The following is a 24606-nucleotide window of genomic DNA, read 5'->3' as shown; positions in this document are numbered from 1 at the left end:
AGAAGTCTTCGGGGCTGCGCGAGGTCAGGTAAGGCACCACCACCAGCCGGCCGCCATGCAGCAGCGCACCCCAGAGCTCCCAGACCGAGAAGTCGAAGGCGTAGGAGTGGAACAGCGTCCAGACGTCTCGCTCATCGAAGCCGAACCAGGCATCGGTGGCGCTGAACAGCCGCAACACCGAGCGGTGCTCGATCATCACGCCCTTAGGCATGCCGGTCGAGCCGGAGGTATAGATGATGTAGGCCAGATCGCGGTCGCTGGCGTGCGGATCGGCTGCCAGATCGGTGCAGGGCAGGTCGCGCCAGCCGCCGCGATCCGGGTCCAGGGAAAGGACTTCGCAACCGACCGGCAGGTGCAGTTCAACCGGCAGATCAGCCAGGGTCAACAGCACCCGCGGCTGGCTGTCGTCCAGCATGAAGTTCAGGCGCTGGGCCGGGTAGACCGGATCCAGCGGCACATAAGCGCCGCCGGCCTTGAGGGTCGCGAGAATGGCCATGGGCATGTCGAGGCTGCGTTCGACATGGATTGCCACGCGGCTGTCCGCGCCGACCCCCAGCCCACGCAAGCGATGGGCCAGGCGATTGGCGCGCTCGTTGAGCGCTCGATAACTGAGCCGTTGTTCACCGTACTCCACCGCAACGGCATCCGGGCGGCGAGCCGCCTGGGCCTCGAAACGCTGGTGCAGACGCTCCCCATTGGTCGTGGGGAGCGCCACGGCGGGGTTGAAGCCATGGAGCAGTTGCTCGCGTTCGGTTTGGCTGAGCAGGTCGATGTCGGCCACCGATTGACGGTCGTCCGCGACCATCGCCTGTAGCACCGAGAGCAGCGCCTGCCAGTGACGAGCCACGGTATCGGCGTCAAACAACGCGGTGGCGTAGTTGAAGCCGCCTTCGATCACGCCGTCCACCTCGTGTACATCCAGCGCCAGATCGAACTTGGCCGTGGTCACCGGCGCACCGACGCTTTCCAGATGCAAGCCGTTGCCCAGGTCCAGTTCGCCCGCCGGGGCGTTCTGCCAGGCCAGCATCAGTTGGAACACGGCGTTGTAGGCTTGGGAACGTGGCGGATTGAGCGCCTCGATGACCTGTTCGAACGGCAGGTCCTGGTGTTCCTGGGCGGCCAGCGCCAGGTCCTTGACCCGGGCCAGGAGGGTGTCCACCGTCGGGGCGTCGCCCACTTCGATGCACAGCGCCTGGAAGTTCACGAAGAAACCGATCAGCGGCTCCAGCTCGACCCGGTTGCGGTTGGCCACCGGCGAACCGATGACCACCCGGTCCTGGCCCGAGAACCGGCTGACCACCACCGCCCAGGCCGTCAATACGGTCATGTACAGCGTGGTGCCGTGGCGCTGGCCGAGGGCCTTGAGGCCGTGGGTCAGCTCAGCGTCGATGCGCACCGGCAGGCTGGCGCCGGCGTAGTCCAGCCGTGCCGGCCGCGGCCGGTCGGTGGGCAGGGCCACGCAGGTCGGTGCGTCCTGCAAATGGCGGGTCCAGTAGGCGCGCTGGCGTTGCAGTTCGTCGCCTTGCAACCAATCGCGCTGCCAAAGGCTGTAGTCACCGTATTGGCGATCCAGGGCCGGCAGTGGATCGACCCGCCCCTGGCTGAACGCTTGATACAGGCGTGAGAACTCGTCGGTGAGGATGCCCATGGACCAGCCGTCCGAGACCAGGTGGTGCAGCGTGACGAGGACGACGTGGTCGTCGTGGTCCAGACGCAGCAGGCTGGCGCGGATCGGCCATTGGCGCGTGAGGTCGAACGGCCGAGCGGCTTCCTCGGCGCAGATCGATTGCCAGTCCGCCGCGCCGGAGGCGCTCAGGTCCAGGGTCGTCAGGGCCAGCGCCCGGGGCAAATCGATCACTTGGCGCGCCTGTCCCGCCACACTGACGAAGCGGGTACGCAGGCTTTCATGCCGCGCGACGATGCGGTCCAGCGACCGGCGCAGCGCTTCGATATCCAAGTGCCCGCGCAAGCGCAGGCCCGCGGGCATGTTGAAGGCCGCGGTGGAATCCGGATTGAGCTGCTGGATCAGCCAGAGGTTCTGCTGAGCGAACGACAGCGGCAGCGGCTGACTGCGGTCACTGGCCGGCAGCGGCCCCAGACGGCTGCGCCCGGCGTTACCCAGGGCGGCGGCAAGCGCGTGCAGGCGCGGCTGGGCGAAGACCGCCGAGAGCGGCATTTCCAGGCCCACTCGATGGCGCACCTTGGCCAGCAAGCGCAACGCCAGCAACGAGTGCCCACCCAGGGCGAAAAAATCATCGTCACGACCCACTGCCTCGACCCCGAGCAATTCGCTCCAGATCGTTGCCAGGGTGATTTCCAACTCGCCCTGGGGAGCGCTGTATTGACCCTGGGCGAACGCATCGGCGGGAGGCGCCGGCAAGCGCTGACGGTCGACCTTGCCGTTGGCAGTGATCGGCAATGCCGGCACTTGCACGAAGGCACTGGGCAGCATGTACTCGGGCAGGCGCTCGCTCAGTTGGCTACGCAGGGTCAGCGGCGAGAGAGTCTCGCTGGCGCTGTAATAGGCCACCAAACGCGCCTGATCGTTGTCGCCCGGCAGAACAATCACCACCGATTCGCGCAGGCCGGGCAACTGATCGAGACGACTTTCCACTTCGGCCAGTTCGACCCGGTAACCGCGGATCTTGACCTGGGAATCGTTGCGCCCCAGGTACTGCAGGGCGCCCTCGGCGGTCCAGCGTGCGAGGTCGCCGGTCTTGTACAGTCGCGCGCCGGGGGTGGTGTCGAAAGGGTGCTCGATGAAGCGCTCGGCGGTCAGTTGCGCCCGGTTCAGGTAACCCTGGGCCAGGGCCACGCCGGCGACATGCAGTTCGCCGGCCGCGCCCTGGGGTACCCATTGGCCGGTGCCGTCCAACAGGCACACCTGGGTATTGGCGATCGGCCGGCCGATCACCGGCAGGTCCGGCCAGAGCGCAGGATCACCGGACAGGGTATGGGTGCAAACCACGTGGGTTTCGGTGGGGCCATAGTGGTTGTGCAGACGGGCCTGGGGATGGGCTTCGAACAGCGCGCGCAGGGCGCCGTTGATGCGCAGCGCTTCGCCGGCGACGATCACGTCCCGCAGCATCGGCAACGCCAGTGGCGCCTCGGCCCAAGCGTCGGCCAGGGTCGCCAGGGCGATATAGGGCAGGAACAGCCGCTCGATCCGCGCCTGCGCCAGCCATTGGGGCAGGCCGGCGAGGTCCAGGCGCTGGGTCTCGTCCAGCAGCACCAGGGTGCCCCCGGTGCCCAAGGTGGAAAAGATCTCCTGGAACGCCACGTCGAAGCCCAGCGCGGCGAATTGCAGGGTCCGCGCCGGACCGGGCAGCGCCTGGGCGGCCTGCCAGGCCAACAGGTTGTCCAAGGCCAGGTGGCCCATGGCGACGCCCTTGGGCGTTCCGGTGGAGCCGGAGGTGTACATGACGTAGGCCAGGTCATCCGGCCGCGGCGGCGCCAGTTCCGGCAGGACGGACGCCGGACCCACGGTGGCCGCCAGGCGAACCGACAGCGCCGGGCAGCGCTCGCCGAGCCTCAGGGCTTCGACGCGCTGGGCATCCCAGAGCAGCAGGCAGGGTTGGCAATCGTCGACGATAGCCTGCCGGCGGGCGATGGGCTGGCTGGGGTCCAGGGGCACGTAGGCCGCGCCGGTCTTGAGCGTGGCCAACAGGGCCAAAATCATTTCCAGGCTGCGGGGCAGGTGGATGGCGATCCGTTGGCCCGGGCCTGCGCCCAGTTCCACCAACTGCGCGGCGAGGTGATTGGCCTGGCGATTGAGTTCGCCATAGCTCAAACCGCGTCCATGCAGCTCCACGGCAAGGGCCTCGGGCTGCTGCCGGGCTTGTCGTTCGAACGGTCGATGGACCCAGCCTGCTTCGGGAAACGGCGTCGGAACCGGATTGAGCTGGTGCCAGAGGCGCTCGCGCTCCTGGTCGTCCACCAGCGACAGCCGCGCCACTGGCTGGCGGTCGTCCAGGCAGAGTTGGCGCAGCACATTGGCCAAATAGTCCCAATGCCGTTGCACGCTGGCGGGATCGAACAATGCGGTGGCGTAGTTCAGTCCTCCGAGGATGCGTCCATCGGCCTCGTACAGCTCCAGGGACAGATCGAACGGCGCGGTGATCTGCTCGCCGGCGACACTGGTCAGGCTCAGGCCATCAAGGTCCAAGGAACCGCGCGGCGCGTTCTGCCAGGCGAACATGAGTTGGAACACTGGGCTGTGGGCCAAGGTGCGCGGCGGATTGAGCGCTTCCACCACGTGCTCGAACGGCACGTCCTGGTGCGCCTGGGCCCCCAGGGCATGCTCGCGGACCTGGGCCAGCAATTGGCCAACGTCCGGTTCCTCGCGCAGGTCGACGCACAGTGCCTGGGTGTTGACGAAAAAGCCGATCAGAGGCTCGACTTCAGCGCGGGTGCGGTTGGCCACGGGTGTTCCGATCACCACCTGCTCCTGGTCGGCCAGGCGCCCGACCACCACGGCCCAGGCGGCCAACAGGGTCATGTACAGCGAGGTGCCGTGGCGCCGGCCCAGTTCCTTGAGCGCGGCGCTGGTGGATTGATCGAGGGCGACCGCCAGGCGCGCGCCACTGAAGTCCTGTCGTGGCGGCCGCGGCCGGTCGCTGGGCAGGTCGATGCGTGCCGGTGCGTCGCGCAGGTGCGCGAGCCAGTAGGCCAGCTGTTCGGCACCGCGCTCGCCGGCCAGCCACTGGCGTTGCCAGGCGGCATAGTCGGCGTACTGGATCGCCAGGGCCGGCAGCGGGTCCGGGGTGCCCCGGCGAAAGGCCTTATAGAGGGCCGACAGTTCGTCCACCAGCACGCCGATGGACCAGCCGTCGGCGATGATGTGGTGCAGTGTCAGGTGCAGCACATGGCGCTGGTCCTGCAGTCGCACCCGTAGAGCCCGCAGCAAGGGCCCTTCGCTCAGGTTGAACGGTTGCGCCGCTTCGGTGGCCAGGGCCGCCCGCAGGCCGGCGTCGTCGTTGGCGTCCAGGGTCAGGCGCGAGGATCCCCAGCGCGGCTCTGGCTCGATGACCTGCCGGACTTCGCCGTCCTGTTCAACGAACCGGGTGCGCAGCACCCCATGGCGCTCGACGATCCGGGTCAGGGCCTGGTCCAAGGCGGCTTCGTCGAGTTCGCCATCCAGGGCCAGGGCGCCGCTGATGTGGTAGGCGGCGCTCGCCTGGGCGTCCAGGCGGCTGATGAACCACAGCCGCTGTTGGGCGAACGACAGCGGCCGTTCGGCAGTGTCCGGCAATACCGGGATCGCCGTCAGGGCAGAGCGCGCCGCGCCTGCCATCAGCGGGGCCAGGGCTGCAACGGTCGGGTTCGCGTACAGGGTCGCCAGGGGCAATTCCAGGCCCAGGCGCTGGCGCACCCGCGAGACCCATTGGACCGCCAGCAGTGAATGGCCGCCCAATTCGAAGAAATTGTCGTGCCGGCCGACCCGGGCGACCCCCAGCAGGTCGCGCCAGATGGCGGCCATGAGGGTTTCCTGCTCACCCCGCGGAGCTTCGTAGGCCTGGCTGCTCCAGGCCTCCTCGCCGGGCAGTGGCAGGGCGCCGCGGTCGAGTTTGCCGTTGGGTGTCAGCGGCAGGGCGTCCAGCGGCATGATGACCGCCGGTACCATATAGCCCGGCAGCCGGTTCGCCAGGGCGTCGCGCAGGGCCGCCGGCGCCAACGGCCCGTGGCCAGGACTGGCCACGGCGTAAGCCACCAGCGCCGGCTCGCGGCCATTGCGCGGGACCGCCAGGACTGCCGTCGCGGCCACTGGCGGCAGCGCCAACAGGGCGCTTTCGATCTCCCCCAGTTCGATGCGGAAGCCGCGGATCTTGACCTGGAAGTCATTGCGCCCCAGGTAGTGGAGCTGGCCGTGGACGTCCCAGAAGCCCAGGTCGCCTGTGCGGTACAGCCGCTCCCCGGGCTGATCGCTGAAGGGGTCGGCGAGGAAGCGTTCACGGGTCAGATCGGGCCGCCGGTGGTAGCCGCGTCCAACGCCAGCACCGCCGATATACAGCTCACCCGGTACGCCTACGGGCAGCCGCTGCATGGCGTCATCGAGGACGTGCACCTGGGTGTTGTCGATGGGCCGGCCGATGTGCGGGACGAAGCCGACTTCGCGGTCCATCGCCGCCCAGGTCGAGTAGACCGTGGTCTCGGTCGGGCCATAGAGGTTGTTGACCTGACGCACGCGGCTCTGCTCGAACAGGCGCTGCACCAGGGCCCGGGGCAGCGCCTCGCCAGCCAGGTTGACGTTCTCCAACGAGTCCGCCAGGGCTTCTGCGCGCAACAGCGCATCGAGGGCCGAGGGCACCGTATTGATCAGGCTCAGCTCCGGACGCTGGTCGAGCAGGGCGAGGGCATCGTCCACCAGCTCCAGGGTGCCGCCGCAGGACAGCGGCGCGAAGCATTCGAATACCGACAGATCGAAGTTGATGGAGGTGCTGAACAGGCTCTGGCTCAGCACTTGCGGCGTGAAACTGCCCAGGGCCCAGTCGAGGAAATTGCGCGCGTTGCGGTGTTCGATCATCACCCCCTTGGGTTGTCCAGTGGAGCCGGAGGTGTAGATCATGTAGGCCAGATGCTGGCCTTCCAGCCCTGGAGCCAGCGGCGCGTCGCTGGTCGCGGTTTCGCTGCCGCGCAGCACTTCATCGACGTTCACGCGGTGGCAATCGTCGGCCAGCGCCAGTTCCAGCGGCGCGTCGGCCAGCGTCAGCAGCGCCAGCGGGGCGCTGTCGTCGAGCATGTAGGCCAGGCGCTGCGCCGGATAGGCCGGATCCAGCGGCACGTAGGCACCGCCGGCTTTGAGTACGGCGAAAAGGGCGACGATCAGTTCCGGACTACGGCGCAGATGGATGCCGACCCGCGCCTCAGGTCCGACGCCCAGCGCTTGCAGGCGCCGCGCCAGGTGATTGGCCTGGCGGTCGAGCTCGGCGTAGCTGAGCCGGCGGCCCTTGCAATGCACTGCCAGGGCCTGCGGGGTCTGCCGGGCCTGGGCCTCGAAGCGCTCGTGGAGCAGGGCACGCTGGGGCTGGGGACGCGCCGTGGCGTTGAACCGGGCCAGTTGCGCGAGTTCCGCTGGCGGCAGCACATCCAGGGTTCGGGCCAGACGTTGCGGGCTACTGTCCAGGGCTTGCACCAGGCTGGCGAGGGCTTGTTCCAAGAATCCCCGCGCCCGCTGCGCACCCACCGAACCGGCAATCTGTGCGGTGATGCCAAAGCCCTGGCCGAGATCGTCCACCGAGAAGGTGAAGGGGTAGTTCGTGCGCTCGGCGGTGCTCAGCACCTGCATGCCAGCGACGCTCTGGTGAGGCGTGTCCTCCAGGCTGTAGCGAAAATTCAGCAACGCGCAAAACAGCGGCGTTCCCGCCGCCACGCCACTGCAGCGCTGGGCCAGCGTCAGTGGCGCGTGCTCATGCTCAAGCAGGCCCAGCAGCGCCTGATGGGTTTGCTGCAGGCTGTCGATTACCGAAGTCTGCGCGAAGCCGATGCGCAGCGGCAGGGTGTTGATGAACACTCCCAAGGCCTGGTCCGCCCCCTCGATCCCCTGCAGACGACCCAGCAACACGGTGCCGAACACCACGTCGGCGCGGCCCGTGGCCTTGCCCAATACCAACGCCATGGCCAGGTGGAACAGGCTGGCGACGCTCACCTGGTGCCGGCGTGCCGTTTGCCGCAGGGCCAGCGCCAGCGTCGGGTCGAGGACGCCCCGGGCTTCGTCCAGGGCTCCGGTGTTCTGCACGTCCAGCAGGCCGAACGGCGCGGTGGGTTCGCTGACGTCCGCCAGCATGGCTTCGAAAAACTGTTGTTGGCGGGCGCTGTCCTGGCCGTGCCGGGCGTGGGCAACAAAGGCGCGGAACGGCACCGGCTCGCGCAGTTGCGCGGCACGACCCTGCTGGATCAGCACGATTTCCTCGACCATCCGCTCCAAGGTGGTGTGGTCCAGCACCAAGTGATGGTGCAGCACTTGCAGCAGCCAGCGTTGCCCGGCGGCGTCGAAGGCCTTGACGACCCGCAGCAGGGGCGCCTGGCGGATATCCAGGCGGCGCTGCCGTGGATGGGTGTGCGCCTGCAACTGGGCGAGGGCGTCGGCCTCGGTGATAGGCAGCACCTCGATGGGCAGCGACGCGTCACGCCAGACTACCTGCACCGGCTGTTCCAGACCTTCCCAGGCCAGGGCGGTACGCAGGATGTCGTGGCGGGCGATGACCTGTTGCAGCGCCTGGCAAAAACCGTCCAGGCCGGCTTCGTCGTCGAAGGCCAGGGTGGTGTGCAACAGGTAGGTGTCGCCTTCTTCCTGCAGCAGGGAGTGAAAGAACAAGCCTTCTTGCAGAGGCGCCAGGGGGTAGATGTCCTGCACGTTGGCAGCGCCACCCTCGACCTGGGCCACGATGGCGTCGATCTGCGCCTGGGTCAGTTCCACCAGGGGCAGCAGCTCAGGGACGATACGGCTGCAGCCAGGAGGTATCGTCGCCTGCAGCGATGCAAGCTTAAGACTCGGGACCGCCGAGCGCTGTGCCAGGCAGTCGGCCAGCGCGGCGACACTGGGGGCGCTGAACAGTGTGCGTACATCCAGCGGCCAGCCTTGTACCCGCAGCTGTTCCACCAGTTGCACCGCCAGCAACGAATGCCCGCCCAGGGCAAAGAAGTTGTCCTGTCGACCGACTCGCGGCACCCCGAGGACCTCGGCCCACAGCTCGGCGAGGCGGGTTTCCACTGGCCCTTGGGGCGCTTCGTAGCAGTGCAGGGCGAAGTGCTGCTCGTCGGGCTCGGGCAGGGCGTGGCGGTCGAGCTTGCCGTTGGCGGTCAGCGCGAAACCTTCCACCTGGACGAAAGCCGCCGGCAGCATGTAGTCCGGCAGCACGGCCGCCAGGCGGGCGCGCAAGGCGTTGGGCGCTTGCGCCTCGGTGGCGCTGAAGTAGGCCAGCAGGCGCTGCTGGGCATCGGCCAGCACCACCGCCTCGCCGATCCCCGGCAGTGCCTTGAGCTGGGCTTCGATTTCTCCCAACTCGATGCGAAAGCCGCGGATCTTCACCTGGAAATCATTGCGACCCAGAAACAGCAGCACGCCGTCGGCGCGCCAGCGCACCAGGTCGCCGGTGCGGTACAAGCGTGCCCCGGGCGCCTGGCTGAAGGGGTTGGCGACGAAGCGTTCTGCGCTCAGTTGCGGTTGATTCAGGTACCCCAGGGCGAGCCCATCACCACCGACGTAGAGCTCGCCGGCCACCCCGATCGGCACTGGGCGGCGCTGTTCATCCAACACGTAGACCTGGGTGTTGCCCACGGGCCGGCCGATGGGAATGTCACCGGCCAACGCGTCCTCGAGGGTGATGGGGTGAGTGGTGGTGAAGGTGGTGTTTTCCGTCGGCCCGTAGCCGTTGAGCAAGTGTTGGGGCGGCGAATGGCGCAGGACCTTTTCGATGCGCCGCGGATCGAGCACGTCGCCGCCGACCATCAGGTAGCGCAGCGCGCCAAAGGCCGGCGCCAGGGCCTCGGCGTACTGATGGAACAGCCCGGCGGTGAGCCAGAGCACGCTGACTTCGTGGTGCAGCAGGTGCTCGTTGAAGCGGGCCGCGTCCAGCAGTGTTTCCCTGGGGCAGACCACCAGGCAACCGCCGTTGAGCAGCGCACCCCAGATCTCCAGGGTACTGGCGTCGAAGGCCGGGTTGGCGGCGAGGGCGAAGCGGTCCTGGGCGGTGAACTCGGCGAAGCCATTGTTGCGCACCAGCCGGGTGATGGCACGGTGCGGCACCTGAACGCCCTTGGGCGTTCCGGTGGAACCGGAGGTGTACATGATGTAGGCCGGCGCCTCGCTCGACACTGTGACAGGCTGACGCGGCGGGGTGGGTTCGCCCGCGCTCGTAAGGCGATCCCAAGGGCACAAAATCTGGTAGCCCATACCTTGCACCGGCGCGTCCGGGTTGTCACAGAGCAGCCAGGCGCTGGCACAGTCGTCCAGCAACGCGCGTTGACGCTGCGGCGGGGTGGCGGTGTCGATGGGCACGTAGGTCGCGCCGTTTTTCAGGATCGCCAGGACCGCCGTGGCCAAGCGCGGGCCGCGCGCAAGGCTCAGGGCGACCCGGGCGCCCGGGGTGACGCCGTGCTCGGCCAACCAGTGCGCCAACTGCTCGGCCTGTTGGTCGAGCTGGCGGTAACTGAGCAAGTGGTCGCCGTCCTGCACCGCGGTGGCGTCGGGCCGGCGCTGGGCCTGGGCCTCGAACAGACGGTGCAGGGGCTCGTCGGCAGGGTAATCGCGGATGGTTTCATTGAATCCGTGGAGCACCTGCCGACGTTCATCCGCGCCGAGGATCGACAGCGCGTGGAGCGGCAGCTGGTCGTTCTCAGCCATCGCCTGCAACGTGGCGCACAGCGCCTGCCAGTGACGCTCGACGGTGCCGGGGTCGAACAGCGCCGTGGCGTAGGCCAGCCGACCGCCGATCGCACCATCGCGTTCATACAGGTTCAGGGTCAGGTCGAACTTGGCGCTGTCCTCATCGGTGGACAGCGGGGTCACTTCCAGGTCGTCCAGCGCCAGGCTCGGCTGCGGAGCATTCTGCCAGGCCAGCACGACCTGGAAGATCGGACTGTGGGCCAACGAACGCGACGGGTTCAAGGCTTCCACCAATTGCTCGAAAGCCAGGTCCTGATGGGCCTGGGCATCCAGCGCAGTGCGTCGCACTTGGGCCAGCAGCTCGCCGACCTGGCTGACCCGGTCGAGGCGCACCCGCAAGGCCTGGGTGTTGACGAAGAAGCCGATCAGCGGCTCGACCTCGGCACGGGTGCGATTCGCCAGCACCGAGCCGATGACCAGGTCATCCTGCCCCGACAACCGGCCAAGGACCACCGACCAGGCGGCCAGCACGGTCATGAACAATGTCGTGCCGTGGCGTTCGTTCAAGTGCTTGAGGGACCGCACCAGCGCGGCGTCGATGCTCAGCTCCAGGCTGGCACCGGTGAAGTCCTGTCGGGCCGGGCGCGGCCGGTCCAGGGCCAGGTTCAACGAAGGGGGCGCGTCGGCCAGCTGGGTGCGCCAGTAGTTCAATTGCTCAGCGATGCGTTGCGCCTGGCGCGGGGAGCGTTGCCATAGGGCGTAGTCGGCGTACTGGATGGCCAGCGGTGGCAGCGGATCGGCTTGCCCCCGGCAAAAAGCCCGGTACAGCTCGCTCAACTCCCGGGTCAGCACGCCCAGAGACCAGGCGTCGCCGACAATGTGGTGCAGGGTCACCAGCAGGACGTGCTCCTGCTCGGCCAGGCGCAACAGGCGGGTGCGAAACAGCGGGCCGCCGGTCAGATCGAAAGGCGCCTGGGCTTCAGCGATGTAATGGGCCTGCAACTGGGCTGGCGACTGATCCCGCAGGTCGTGGCACGGCATCACCAGCGAATGCCCGGGATCCACCACCTGGCACGGCTCCCCGCCGTCGGAAACAAAACGGCTGCGCAAGGCTTCGTGCCGCTCGACGATGCGCGCCAGCGCGGCGCCCAGGGCCGCTTCATTCAGCTCGCCGCGCAGCCGCAGGCCTCCGGCCATGTGGTAGGCCGCGCTGGCCTGGGCATCCAGGTGGGCGATGAACCACAGGCGTTGTTGGGCAAATGACAACGGCAGCCGCGCCGGCCGTGGACCGGCCGGGATCGGCGCCGCGCCTTGGAGCCCGGCCGCGCCCAGGGCTTCGATGGCCCGTGCCTGGCGTTGCAGCGTCGGGTGATCGAACACGCTGGCCAAGGGCAGTTCGACACGCAATTGCTGACGCAGTTGGGAAACCAGCTGCACCGCCAGCAGAGAGTGGCCACCGGCCTGGAAAAAATGCTCGTCGCGGCCGATCCGTGGCCTGCCCAACAGGCGCCCCCAGATCGTCGCCAGTTGGTTTTCCAGCGGACCCAGGGGCGCTTCGAAGTGTCCGCTGGCGGCCTGTTCCGGTGCCGGCAGCGCGCTGCGATCGAGCTTGCCATTGGGCGTCAGTGGCAGGGCGGGCAGGGCCACGTAGGCGCTGGGTTGCATGTACTCGGGCAGTACCGCCACCAGGGCGTCGCGCAGTATCGCCTCGTCAGGCGCCGCTTTCGGCTGGGCCACCCAATACGCCACCAGCCGCGCATCGCCGCTTGGCTCCTGACGAGCCACGACCACGGCATGCTGCACCCCGGGAACACGTGTCAGGGCGCTTTCGATTTCGCCCAGTTCGATACGATAGCCGCGCACCTTGACCTGGAAGTCGTTGCGCCCCAGGTAGAGCAGTTGTCCATCCCCGGTCCAGCGACCAAGGTCGCCGGTGCGGTACATCCGCGCGCCGGGCTGGGCTGCGAAGGGGTCCGGGAGGAAGCGCTCCTCGGTCAGCGCCGGCCGGTTCAGGTAACCCCGAGCGACACCGGCGCCGCCGATGTACAGCTCGCCCACCACGCCCCGGGGCACCAGTTGCCGGTGCGCATCGAGCAGGTAGACCTGGGTGTTGTCCAGCGGTCGACCGATGCCCGGTACGAAGCCCTCGGCGCGGTCCATCGCCACCCAGGTCGAATAGGTGGTGGTTTCCGACGGTCCATACAGGTTGCACAGGCGCTGCACTTCACTGTGGTCGAAGATCCTTTGCACCAGGTCCTGCTTGAGTGGTTCGCCGGCCAGGTTGACCACCCGCGTCGAGGCCGGGATCGCCGCGGCCCCCACCAGCGCATCGAGCGCCGAGGGCACGCTGTTGATCAGTGTGACTGGAACCGGACGGTCGAGCAGGGCCAGGGCATTGGTGGCCAGGTGCAGGGTCGCACCGGCGGCCAAGGGCACGAAATACTCGAAGACCGCCAGGTCGAAGTTGATCGAGGTGGCAAACAGACTGTCGCGCAGACTTTCGGCATCGAAGGTGCGCAGCGCCCAGTGCAACAGGTTGCAAGCATTGCGGTGCTCGATCATCACGCCCTTGGGCAGGCCGGTGGAACCCGACGTATAGATCACGTAGGCCAGGTGCGCGCCGGTCAGGCCCAGGCGCGCCGGGTCCGGGTTGTCGGCCGGTTGCTCGGCCAGAAGGGCCTGGGTCTGCGGATCATCCAGGCACAGGGCGGCGCAACCCGCCGGCGCCGTCACGCTGGCTTGCAGTGCGGTGGTGGTCAGCAACGCCTGGGGCGCGCTGTCTTCGAGCATGTGCGACAGCCGCTCGCGCGGATACGCCGGGTCCAGCGGTACATAGGCCGCACCGGCCTTGAGGATGCCGAGCAGGGCGACCAGCAGATGCGGGCCACGCTCCAGGCAGATCGCTACCCGGCTGTCCGGCTGCACGCCGGCGCCCAGCAACAGGTGGGCAAGGCGATTGGCCTGGGCGTTGAGCGCTCCATAGGTCAACGGGCTGGCGCCATCGGCCGCGTCGAAACGCGCGGCGATGGCTTGGGGCTGGCGTTCGGCCTGACGTTCCAGGGCCAGGTGCAACAGGTCCCGCTCGGGCAGCGGCCGGGCAGTAGCGTTGAACGTGCGCAGCAGTTGCTCACGCTCCGCCTCCGGGAGTATCGAAAGATGGCAGGCCAGGCGCTGGGGTGAGTCTTCCAGCGCGGCGAGCAGGTTATCCAGGGCCGTTTGCAGCCAGCTAAGCACCGGGGCCGCGCCCACCAGGGGATCGATTTGCAGGCTCAGCGAAAACCCATCGCCCAGGTCGTCCACCGACAGGTTGAAGGGATAGTTGGTGCGTTCCTCACCGCCCAGAACCTGCATGCCATCGAGCACCGGGGCATGCCCCTGGGCCGTGCTGTGCCGGTAGTTGAGCAGCGCCGAGAACAGCGCCGTGCCGTTGGGCAGCGCGCTGCAGCGTTGGGCCAGGCCCAAGGGCGCGTGCTCATGGGCGATCAACCGGCTGAGTAACCCATGGGTGTCGCGCAGGGCTTGCCTCACCGGCACCGCCAGGCGCACCCGCAACGGCAACGTATTGATGAACAGGCCCATGGCAGTGGCCGCTTCGGCGGCGCCCAGCAGGCGACCGAACATCACCGTGCCGAACACCACGTCGTCACGGCCGCTGGTCTTACCCAGCACCAAGGCCCAGGCCAGATGGAACAGACTGGCGCTGCTGACTTCCAGGCGGCGCGACAGTTCGCGGATGCGCCGGCTCAGATCCAGCGCCAGCGGCGCTTCCAGGGTCTGCACCTGGCTGCCGTCGCCGCGCACATCGAGCAGCCCGCAGGGCGCGGTGGGCTCGTCGATATCGCCAAGCAGCTCGGTGAAGAATGCCGCGTGTTGCGCTTCGCTCAGGCCCTGGCGGGCGCGGACCACGAAATCACGGAACGGGCGTGGCGGTTGCAGGTCGGCCAGGCGGCCCTGCTGGATCGCCGCGACCTCGCTCACCAGCCGCTCCAGCGATGTATGGTCCATCACCGCATGGTGGTGCAGCAGTTGCAGCAGCCAGCGACCGTTTGCCGGATCCGCTGCAGCCACCGCGCGCATCAGGGGTGCCTGGCGCAGGTCCAGCCGATGCTCCCTGGGATCGGTCCAGGTGCGCAGCGCGGTGGCCACGTCGCCCGCGGGCGGGTGGAACAGTTCCAGTGTCAGCGGAGCCTGACGCCACACCACCTGGACTGGCGCGTCGAGACCTTCCCAGGCCAGCGCGGTGCGCAGGATGTCGTGGCGGGCGATGGCCTGGTTGAGAGCGTCCATGAAGCGGCGCAGGCGCGGTTCGTCATCGAAGGCCAGTAGCACGTGCAGCAGGTAGGTATCGCCACGTTCCTGAAGCAGGTGGTGGAAAAGGATGCCGGCCTGCAGGGGCACCAGCGGGTAGATGTCCTGGATATTGGCGGCACCGCCCGGAACGCTGGCGACGATGCCCTCGATCTGAGCCGCCTCGAGCTGGCAAAGGTCGAGCAACACCGGGTTGATGGCGGTGGTGCCCGCCGGCAGTCCGCTGGTGCCGGCGGGCTGCGCCGCAGGCTGGCGCAGGGCTTCGATCAGCGCCGGCTTGTGGCTGCGCAGGAGGGCGATCAGCGCCTGGTCGGCCAGCACTTCATCGTCGGCCACCACCGAAAGTTGGTCGCCGCGCAACGACAGGGTCACGCCGCGGTGTTTGAGCAGAGCCAGCAATTGATCCGCAGTCACAGGAGCAGTTCCTTCAATGGAGTCGTGGCCGCGGCCAGACCAGCAAGGGTCGGTGCGGTGAACAATTGGCTGATGTCGACCCGCAGGTGGTGCTGGCGCATGCGCTCCACCAGCCCCATGGCAATCAGCGAGTGGCCGCCGAGGGCGAAGAAGTTGTCGTGCCGGCTGACCCGCTCGACGTTCAGCAGCTCGCACCAGATGGCCGCCAGGGCTATCTCGATGTCGCCTTGGGGGGCTTCGTAACGGGTTTGCACGTACGCCTGGGCGTCGGGTTCGGGCAGGGCATTGCGGTCGAGCTTGCCGTTGGCCGTCAAGGGCAGGCTATCCAGGCGCACATAGGCGCTGGGCAGCATCGACTCAGGCAAGCGTTCGCCCAGGGCCGTCCGCGCCTGTGCCGGCGTCGGTGGCGCGTCGCCCATCAGGTACGCGATCAGTCGGGCCACGCCATGGCGATCGGGACGACCGACCACCACCGCTTGCCGAACACCGGGCAGCGCCAACAGATGGCTTTCGATCTCCCCCAGCTCGATGCGGTGCCCATGGATCTTCACCTGGAAGTCGGTGCGGCCAAGGTAGCTGAGGCTGCCATCGAGCTCCCAGCGACCGAGGTCGCCGGTGCGGTAGAGACGCGCGTCGGGCTGGGTCGAGAACGGGTCGGCGATGAACCGCTCCCGGGTTAGCGCCTCGCGCTGCCAGTAGCCACGGGCCACGCCTCGGCCGCCAATGTGGATTTCACCCACCACCCCCAGCGGCGCGCGCCGACCGTGATGATCGAGCACGTGCACCTGAGTATTGGGCAGGGGCAGGCCAAGGCTGGGCAGCGGATGCTGATCCAGCCAGGCGCTGGTGGTGTCGACCGTACACTCGGTCGGGCCGTAGACGTTCAGCACCCGCACGCCAGGCTCGCCGGCCAGTTGCTGCCAGAGCTCTGCGGGGACGGCCTCGCCGCCGAGCAGCAGGCGGCGGGGCAGCGGCTGGGGCAGGGCCAGCGTCTGGCGATGCTTGAGCAGCGCTTGCAACTGGGTCGGGGTGCAGTCGAATAGGGTTACCTGCCGGCTCCGCAGGTAATCGAGCAGGGCCGCTGCGTCCAGGCGCACGCGTTTTGGAATCAACACCAGGCAGTGGCCGCTCAGCCACTGACACAACTGCTGGACTGAGGCATCGAAGGCCACCGAGGCGTTGAGCGAGCAGCGCGTACCGGCCGGCAGGTCTGCCAGACGCTGGTGCAACCCGGCCCAGAGGTTGAGCACCGAGCGGTGCTCGACCATGACGCCCTTGGGCTGGCCGGTGGAGCCTGAGGTGTAGATCAAATAGGCGAGGTCGCTGGGCTGGGTGCCGATGTGCGGATCGTCGGTAGCGGCCTGCTGCCAGGTGGCAGGAACGGCATCCAGGCAGATCAGCGGCCCGGCGTCGAATGCCGGCAGCCCCTCGCGCACTCGCTCCTGGGAGAGCAGCGCCGCCGGAGCGCTGTCTTGCAGCATGAAGGCCAGCCGCGGAGCCGGATAATCAGGGTCCAGCGGCACATAGGCGCAGCCGGCTTTCCACACCGCCAGCAAGGCGATCGCCAGGTGCGCCTCGCGGTCCAGGCACACCGCGACCCGTTGTCCGGGGCGTACGCCCTGGTCCAGCAAGTGATGGGCCAGGCGGTTGGCCTGTTCATCGAGCTGTCGAAAGCTCAGTTGGCGGTGCTCGTCGATCAGCGCAAGGGCGTCGGGGCGGCGAGCGGCCTGCTCGGCGAAGCGCCCGTGCAGGGTGCCGTCGGGCGCTGACACGGAGAGCACTGGGTTGAGGCGATTCAACCGGGCCTGCTCGGCGGCCGGCAATACGTCCAATGACTGGATGTGCCCATCGTCGGTCTGTTCCAGTGCATCCACCAGGGCGTGCAGGGCCGCCAGCATGAAGCTCAGCAGCCGTTCCGGCGCATGGTCGGGGTGGGTCTGGGCGGTCAGCTGGAAACCTTCGCCCAGATCGTCCACCGCCAGGTTGAAGGGGTAATGGGTTCGCTCCTCGCTGTGCAGCAGGGTCATCCCGGGCATGGCTTGGTGCACATTGGCCTGGCCGGCATGGCTGTAGCGGTAATTGAACAAGGCGCTGAACAACGCCGTCCCCGGCGCTACCGCGCTGCAACGCTGGGCCAGGGCCAGCGGGGTCTGCTCGTGGCAGAGCAGACCGTTGAGGGTGTCCTGGACCTGCCGCAGGATGGCGAGGACGCCGCCGTCCAGGCGCACCCGCAGTGGAAGGGTGTTGATGAACAGGCCCAAGGTCCGGTCGGCGTGGGCGCCAGCCTGCAGGCGGCCGAACAGTACCGTGCCAAAGACCACATCGTCGCGCCCACTCAGGCGCCCCAGCACCAGGGCCCAGGCCAGGTGGCAGACACTCGCCGCGCTCACCCCGTGGGCTTCGGCCTGGCGACGCAGGCGGCGCGCCAGCTCCGGCGCCAGCGGCTGCTGGTGTTCCAGGGCCTGCCAGCGGGGATCGGTTTGCAGGTCAAGGTCGAAGGGCAGGGTGGGTTCATCCAGATCGCCCAACTGCTCGCTGAAAAAAACGCGGGCGGCGGCCACCGCTTCTGGGCGCCGGGCCTGGGCCACCAAGGCTCGGGTGCCGGTGGGCGGCGGCAGGTCCGCCGGGCGCCCGCCCTCGATCAGGGCGATCTCTTCGATCATCAATTCCAGGGAGGTGTGATCGACCGCCACATGGTGATGCAACAGCAGCAACAACCAGCGCTCCTGCGCCGGGTCAAAGGCCACTCGGGCCTCGATCAGCGGGGCCTGTCGCAGGTCGAGGCGGTAGTGGCGCGGGTCAGCACTGGCCTGCAGCCGCGCCGCGATGTCGTCACCCTCCAGCGCCAGGTACCGAGGCGTGAACGCGACCTGCCGCAGCACCACCTGCACGGGTTCCTCCAGGTCCTCCCAGAGCACCAGGGTGCGCAGTGCGTCGTGCCGGCCGACGACCTGGCCCAGCGCCGCGCAGAAACGTTGCAGGCGCGCCTCGTCGGTGAAGGCCAGCAGGCTGCGCAGCACATAACGATCGCCCTCGCGCTGGGCGCGGTGGTGATAGAGCATGCCCTCCTGCAAGGGGCCCAATGGATAAATGTCCTGGATATTACCGGCGCCGCCGGGCACTCGCGCTGCGATCAGGTCGATCTGCGCCTGGGAAAGGGTCACCAGATCCAGCATCTGCGGGGTGATGCGGGCGCACGGGGTCGGGATGGCGCTCACGCTTGGTGCCGGCGCTGGAGCGCTGGCCAGGTTTTCCAGGCGCAGGGCCTGGGCGGCCAGTGTCGAGCGTTCGAACACGCTGCGTATGTCCAGGTCCCAGCCATTGCGGCGCAACTGTTCGAGTAATTGCACCGCCAGCAGCGAATGCCCGCCAAGGCTGAAGAAGTCGTCGTCACGGCTGATTTCCGAGACGCCCAGCACCTGGCTCCAGATGGCCGCCAGCCGCCGTTCGGTGTCCCCTTGCGGCGGCTGCCTGGCGGCACTGCTGGCCTGCGCCTCGGGCAGCGGCAAGGCCTGGCGATCAAGTTTGCCGTTGGGCGTCAGTGGCAGTTGCTCCAATGCGACGCAGGCGCTGGGCAGCATATAGTCCGGCAAGCGGCTTTCCAGATAGGCGCGTACTTCAGCCAAGTCCGGAACGGGCGTGGTCGAGTCCTGCGTTATCAGATAGGCCACCAACCGCGGATCACCGGCAGGGCCGGGCTGCGCCAGCACCACCGCTTCGCGCACCGCCGGCATGCTCAGCAACTGCGTTTCGATCTCCCCGAGTTCGATGCGGAACCCGCGTACCTTGACCTGGAAGTCGTTGCGTCCCAGGTAATCCAGCGAACCATCGGCTCGCCAGCGCCCCAGGTCACCGGTGCGGTACATGCGCGCCTGGGGATCGTCGACGAAGGGGTCGGACAAAAAACGCTCTTGGGTCAGTTCGGCACGATTGAGATAACCCCGCGCCACGCCTGCTCCGCCGATGTAGATCTCACCGGCCACGCCCAATGGCACCGGCTGGCGATGACGGTCGAGCAGGTAGACACGGGTGTTGTCCAGGGGCCGGCCGATGCCGGGCCGGTAGCCCCCGGCACGGTCCATCGACAGCCAAGTGGAATAGGTGGTGGTTTCCGTTGGCCCATAGAGATTGCAGACCCGTTGCGTCGCACTGCGGGCGAACAATTGTTCCACCAATCGCGGCTTGAGCGGTTCGCCCGCCAGGTTGACCACCCGGGTGCTGTCCGGGACAGCGCCGACCCTGACCAGTTCTTCCACCGCCGAGGGGACGCCGTTGATCAGCGACACAGGGCAGGGTTGGGCCACCAACGCCAGGGCGTTCTCCACGAGGTGCAGGGTCGCGCCGGCGGCGAGCGGGGCGAAGCATTCGAAGACTGCCAGGTCGAAGTTGATCGAAGTGGCGAACAGGCTGCGGCGCCATTCCTCGGTGTCGAAGCTGCGTAGCGCCCAATGCAGCAGGTTGCAGGCGTTGCGGTGCTCGATCATCACCCCCTTGGGCACGCCGGTGGAGCCCGAGGTGTAGATGACGTAGGCCAGGTGCGCTGGGCCCAGGTCCGCTACCCTGGGGTTTTCCGTGGGCAGGGTCGCCAACCGGTCTCGCAACTGCGCTGCATCCAGGTGCCAGCATTCGACCGCCGTGGTCGGTAACCCACTGGCCACGGCCTGGCTGCTCAGGACCAGCCGTGGCGCGCAGTCTTCGAGCATGTGCGCAAGGCGCGCCGCCGGGTAGTTGGGGTCCAGCGGTACGTAGGCCGCGCCGGCCTTCAAGGTGGCGAGCAGGGCGACCAACAGGTCTGGACCACGTTGCAGGCTGATCGCTACCCGGTCATCGGGGCGCACCCCGGCCGTCAGCAGGGCGTGGGCCAATTGGTTCGCCTGCTGATTAAGCTGGGCATAGCTGAGCTGGGCTCCCGCGGCCGTTTCGAACTGCGCTGCCACGGCGTCGGGATGCAGTGCCGCCTGCCGCTCGAAGGGCTGGTGCAGCAGGGTGTCCCATGGATGCGCCTGCCGTGTGGCGTTGAACGCTTCCAGCAGTTGCTGGCGTTGCTCCAGAGGTAGGATGTCCAAGGCACAGGCACGGGTGGCCGGTGCGGTTTCCAGGGTCTGTGCAACCACCTCCAAGGCCCGAATCATTTGCGCAAGGACCGCGTCGACGCAGACTGAACGATGGACCTGTCCGGTCAGGGCAAAGCCTTCGCCGAGGTCATCGATGGACAGGCAGAACGGGTAGTTGCTGCGTTCCTCGCTGCCCAGCAGGCGCACCCCGGGCAGGTCGAACTCTGGGCGGGCCGAGCGTTGTGCCTGGCTGTGGCGAAAATTCAGCAGCGCTGAGAACAACGCTGCCTGGGTCGGCAGCGCCGTGCAACGTTGGGCCAGGGCCAGTGGCGCGTGTTCATGGGCGAGCAGTTCGGTCAGTCGTTCATGGGTCTGGCGCAAGGCACTGTACAGGGGCGTGTCGAGGTCGATGCGCAGGGGCAGGGTATTGATGAACAGCCCCAGGGCCTGCTCCACCTGCTGGCCGGCACTGAAGCGGCCGAACAGCACCGTACCGAAGACCACGTCGTCGCGGCCGCTGGCCTTGCCCACCAGCATTGCCCAGGCCAAGTGGAACAGGCTGGCGACGCCTACCGCCTGGGTCTTGGCCAGTTGCCGCAGGCGACGGGCCAGGGCGGGGTCGAGTGAGCGCTGGGCCTCGCGGTTGTCGCGGCCCGAGCCCTGGATGTCGTGCAGCGCGTAGGGCAGGGTCGGTTCGTCGAGCCCGCCGAGCAGCCGCTGAAAATAGGCCTCGGCGCTGGCCTGGCGCCGGTGCTCGCGGGCCTGGGCGACGAACCGGCGAAACGCCACGGTCGGAGGCAGTGGATGCCCCGGATCTTGCATCAAGGTGCGGACTTCGCCGAACAACAGCGCCAGGGTGGCGTGGTCGATGGCCAGGTGGTGGTGGACCAACTGCAACTGCCATTGGCCGCTGGATGCGTCGAAGCGCACATAGGCCTGGGCCAGGGGCGCACGGCGGATGTCCAGGGGCTGTTCGGCGAAGGCATCGCCTGCCGACAGCCAGACCACCGGCAGGGGCGCCTCGCGCCAGACCACTTGCACCGGCTCGTCCAGGCCTTCCCAGAGCACGGCGCTGCGCAGGATGTCATGGCGGGCGATCACCTGATCGAAGGCGGCGATGAAGGCGTCCAGCCGTGGGCGGCTGTCGAAGGCCAGCGTCGCGCGTAACAAGTAAGCGTCGTCGGCCGGTTGCAGCAGGTGCTGGAACAGCAAGCCTTCCTGCAGGGGCGCCAGGGGGTAGATGTCCTGCACGTTGGCGGTGCCGCCTTCCACCGCCGTCACGATCAGGTCGACCTGAGGCTGTGGCAGACTGAGTAATGGCAGCATGGCCGGGGTGATGCGTTTGCAGTCCGGCGCGATGGCGGATGCCTCAGGCAGCGCCTGTGATTTGGCCGGACCAAGCGGGTTCTCCAGCAGCAATACCAGATTGAGCAGGTTCGCCGCGCTGAACAAGGTCCCCACGTCCAGCTGCCAGCCTTCGGCCCGCAACTGCTCGACCATCTGCACCGCCAGCAACGAATGCCCGCCGAGGGCGAAGAAGTTGTCTTGCCGACCGACCCGCGGCACCCCGAGGACCTCGGCCCACAGCTCGGCGAGTCGGGTTTCCACTGGCCCTTGGGGCGCTTCGTAGCAGTGCAGGGCGAAGTGCTGCTCGTCGGGCTCGGGCAGGGCGTGGCGGTCGAGCTTGCCGTTGGCGGTCAGCGCGAAACCTTCCACTTGGACGAAAGCCGCCGGCAGCATGTAGTCCGGCAGCACGACCGCCAGGCGGGCGCGCAGGGCGGCGGGCGCTTGCGCCTCGGTGGCGCTGAAGTAGGCCAGCAGGCGCTGCTGGGCATCGGCCAGCACCACCGCCTCGCGGATACCCGGCAGGGCCTTGAGCTGGGCTTCGATTTCCCCCAACTCGATGCGAAAGCCACGGATCTTCACCTGGAAATCATTGCGGCCCAGAAACAGCAGCACGCCGTCGGCGCGCCAGCGCACCAGGTCGCCGGTGCGGTACAAGCGTGCCCCGGGCGCCTGGCTGAAGGGGTTGGCGACGAAGCGTTCTGCGCTCAGTTGCGGTTGATTCAGGTACCCCAGGGCGAGCCCATCACCACCGACGTAGAGCTCGCCGGCCACCCCGATCGGCACTGGGCGGCGCTGTTCATCCAGCACGTAGACCTGGGTGTTGCCCACGGGCCGGCCGATGGGAATGTCACCGGCCAACGCGTCCTCGAGGGTGATGGCGTGAGTGGTGGTGAAGGTGGTGTTTTCCGTCGGCCCGTAGCCGTTGAGCAAGTGCTGGGGCGGCGAATGGCGCAGGACCTTTTCGATGCGCCGCGGATCGAGCACGTCGCCGCCGACCATCAGGTAGCGCAGCGCGCCAAAGGCCGGCGCCAGGGCCTCGGCGTACTGATGGAACAGCCCGGCGGTGAGCCAGAGCACGCTGACTTCGTGGTGCAGCAGGTGCTCGTTGAAGCGGGCCGCGTCCAGCAGTGTTTCCCTGGGGCAGACCACTAGGCAGCCGCCGTTGAGCAGTGCGCCCCAGATCTCCAGGGTACTGGCGTCGAAGGCCGGGTTGGCGGCGAGGGCGAAGCGGTCCTGGGCGGTGAACTCGGCGAAGCCATTGTTGCGCACCAGCCGCGTGATGGCACGGTGCGGCACCTGCACGCCCTTGGGCGTTCCAGTGGAACCGGAGGTGTACATGATGTAGGCGACATCGCCGGCCTCGCGGGTCGGGTGGGATTCAGCCAATACATGGTCTGGCGCTGCAACGTCAATGAAGCGGACGTTTTCCAGTGCGGGCCGATCGTCACCCGCCACCAGCAGCCAGGCGCTGCCACAGTCTGCCAGTACCCGCGCCTGATGGGCCGTCGGGGCCTCTCGGTCGATGGGGACGTAGCATGCGCCGCGCTTGAGGATCGCCAGGATCGACACGATCAGCGTCGCGCCCCGGGCCAGGCACAGCGCCACTGCATCACCGGCGCCAATCCCATAGGCCGCCAAATGCCCAGCCAGGCGCTCGGCCCGTTGGTCGAGCTGGCGATAGCTCAGGGTCTGCGCGCCGTCCAGCAGCGCACACGCATCGGGGCGCCGTTGCACCTGCCCGGCGAAGAGCACAGGCAGCGGTTCATCGGCCGGGTAGTCACGGCTGCTGGCATTGAAATCGCCAAGGATCTGCTGCTGTTCGGCTGTGTCCAGCAGCCCCCAGTCGCCCAGGGCCCGGGTTGGCTCGGCGAGGACCTGATCGGTCAAGCGCTCCAGGCGCCGCAGGTGCGTGGCCATCTGCTCGGCACTGAACAGTCGTGGGTCGTAGTTGAATTCCAGGAAGGGTTCGGCCTGGGCTTCGTAATGTCGCAGATAGATCGCCAACGGATAGCGCTCATAACCGTTGTGCCAGGTACGCAGAGCGCAGCGGGCTGAGGCAAGGTTGACGTCGCCGGGGTACTGTTCGACCGACAGCATCAGCTCGAACAACTGGCCGGGGTGGCCGGCGCGCGCCCGCAACTCACGATGCAGACTTTGCAGGGGGTAGCGTTGGTGGCGGTAGCTGCGCAGGGTCTGGCTGGTTACCTTTTGTACGGTCTCGACGAAGCTGGCGGCGGGGTCGACCTCGACCGTCAGCGGCAGCACCGAGGAGAACATGCCCACGGTCCGTTTCTGCAGGGGATTGCTACGGTTGTGCACCGGAACGCCAATGACCAGCCGCTCACGCTGGTCGGTCACCCGGCTAAAGTAGTCGGCCAGCAATGCGCTCAGACAATGGCTCAACGTCGCGCCCTGGGTTCTTGCCCACTGGGTCATGAGGGCCAGGCGCTGGTGGCCCAGGGTCCAGATCGCCTGGGCGCTGGGCTGCGGCTCGCTGGCGCTGGCCGGATCGCGGGACGGCGAAGCACTCTGGAACAACGGTTCCGGCAGTGCCGGGAACTGCTCCAGCCAGAAATCCCGTGCCTTGGCGTGGCGCGCCGAATCGAGGTAATCGCGGTCGCTGGCGACAAAGTTGCGATAGCCCTGAGCCAACGCCGGGTCCAGTTGGAGTGGCTCGTCGACGAACAGTTGGTTATAGGCGGCGCTGACAGCCCGGCCGACCAGGCCCACCGAAGTGCCGTCGCAGATCAGGTGGTGGTAGCGGCTGTTCCACAGCGCATGGGTGTCGGACAGTTGAAACCATTCCATGCCCCACAGAGGGTGCCCGCGGAGCGAGAACGGCGTGCGATTCAATTGCTCGATGGCGGCCATGGCCCGGTCCTCGGACTCACCGCGCCAATCGTGGAAGGTGAACGGCACCTGTAGGTGCTCGGCGACCTGCTGCTCCACCTGCCCGTCGCGGTCGCTGATCATCAGCCGCAATGCATCGAATTGGGCCACCACGGCTCGCAGCGCCGCGGCGAACAGGGCGTGGTCCACCGTGCCGTGGATTTCCACGGTTACGCCGATGTTGTAGGAGGGGGTGTCGGGCGATAGCAGTTGGTCGAGCCAGACGGATTGTTGCGTGGAACTCAACGAAATGCATCGCGGTTCGATCAT

General features: G+C 67.8%; 2 protein-coding genes (1 of these 2 only partly in view). Both read right to left on the bottom strand.

The window, feature by feature from the left end:
• On the bottom strand, nt 1–15046 hold the 5' portion of the coding sequence (locus BT125_RS03155) for a non-ribosomal peptide synthase/polyketide synthase (RefSeq protein ID WP_072405139.1). Its footprint begins 2768 nt before the window's first position; 15046 of the gene's 17814 nt are visible here — the first part of the coding sequence; it begins with the start codon at nt 15044–15046; the stop codon falls past the left edge of the window.
• Nucleotides 15043–24606, bottom strand: coding sequence for a non-ribosomal peptide synthetase (locus tag BT125_RS03150; protein ID WP_072405138.1), 9564 nt, complete (start codon nt 24604–24606; stop codon nt 15043–15045). The genes BT125_RS03155 and BT125_RS03150 overlap by 4 nt, the downstream gene beginning before the upstream one ends.

The sequence above is a fragment of the Pseudomonas sp. NFACC04-2 genome (genome assembly GCF_900119265.1).
In the GTDB taxonomy this organism is placed as follows: domain Bacteria; phylum Pseudomonadota; class Gammaproteobacteria; order Pseudomonadales; family Pseudomonadaceae; genus Aquipseudomonas; species Aquipseudomonas fluorescens_AA.
This window is presented reverse-complemented; position numbering and strand designations above follow the sequence as displayed.

What these genes read in the sequence shown, in the direction of transcription:
- BT125_RS03150 (WP_072405138.1), bottom strand. Translation starts at nt 24,606, where the DNA reads ATGATCGAACCGCGATGCATTTCGTTGAGTTCCACGCAACAATCCGTC.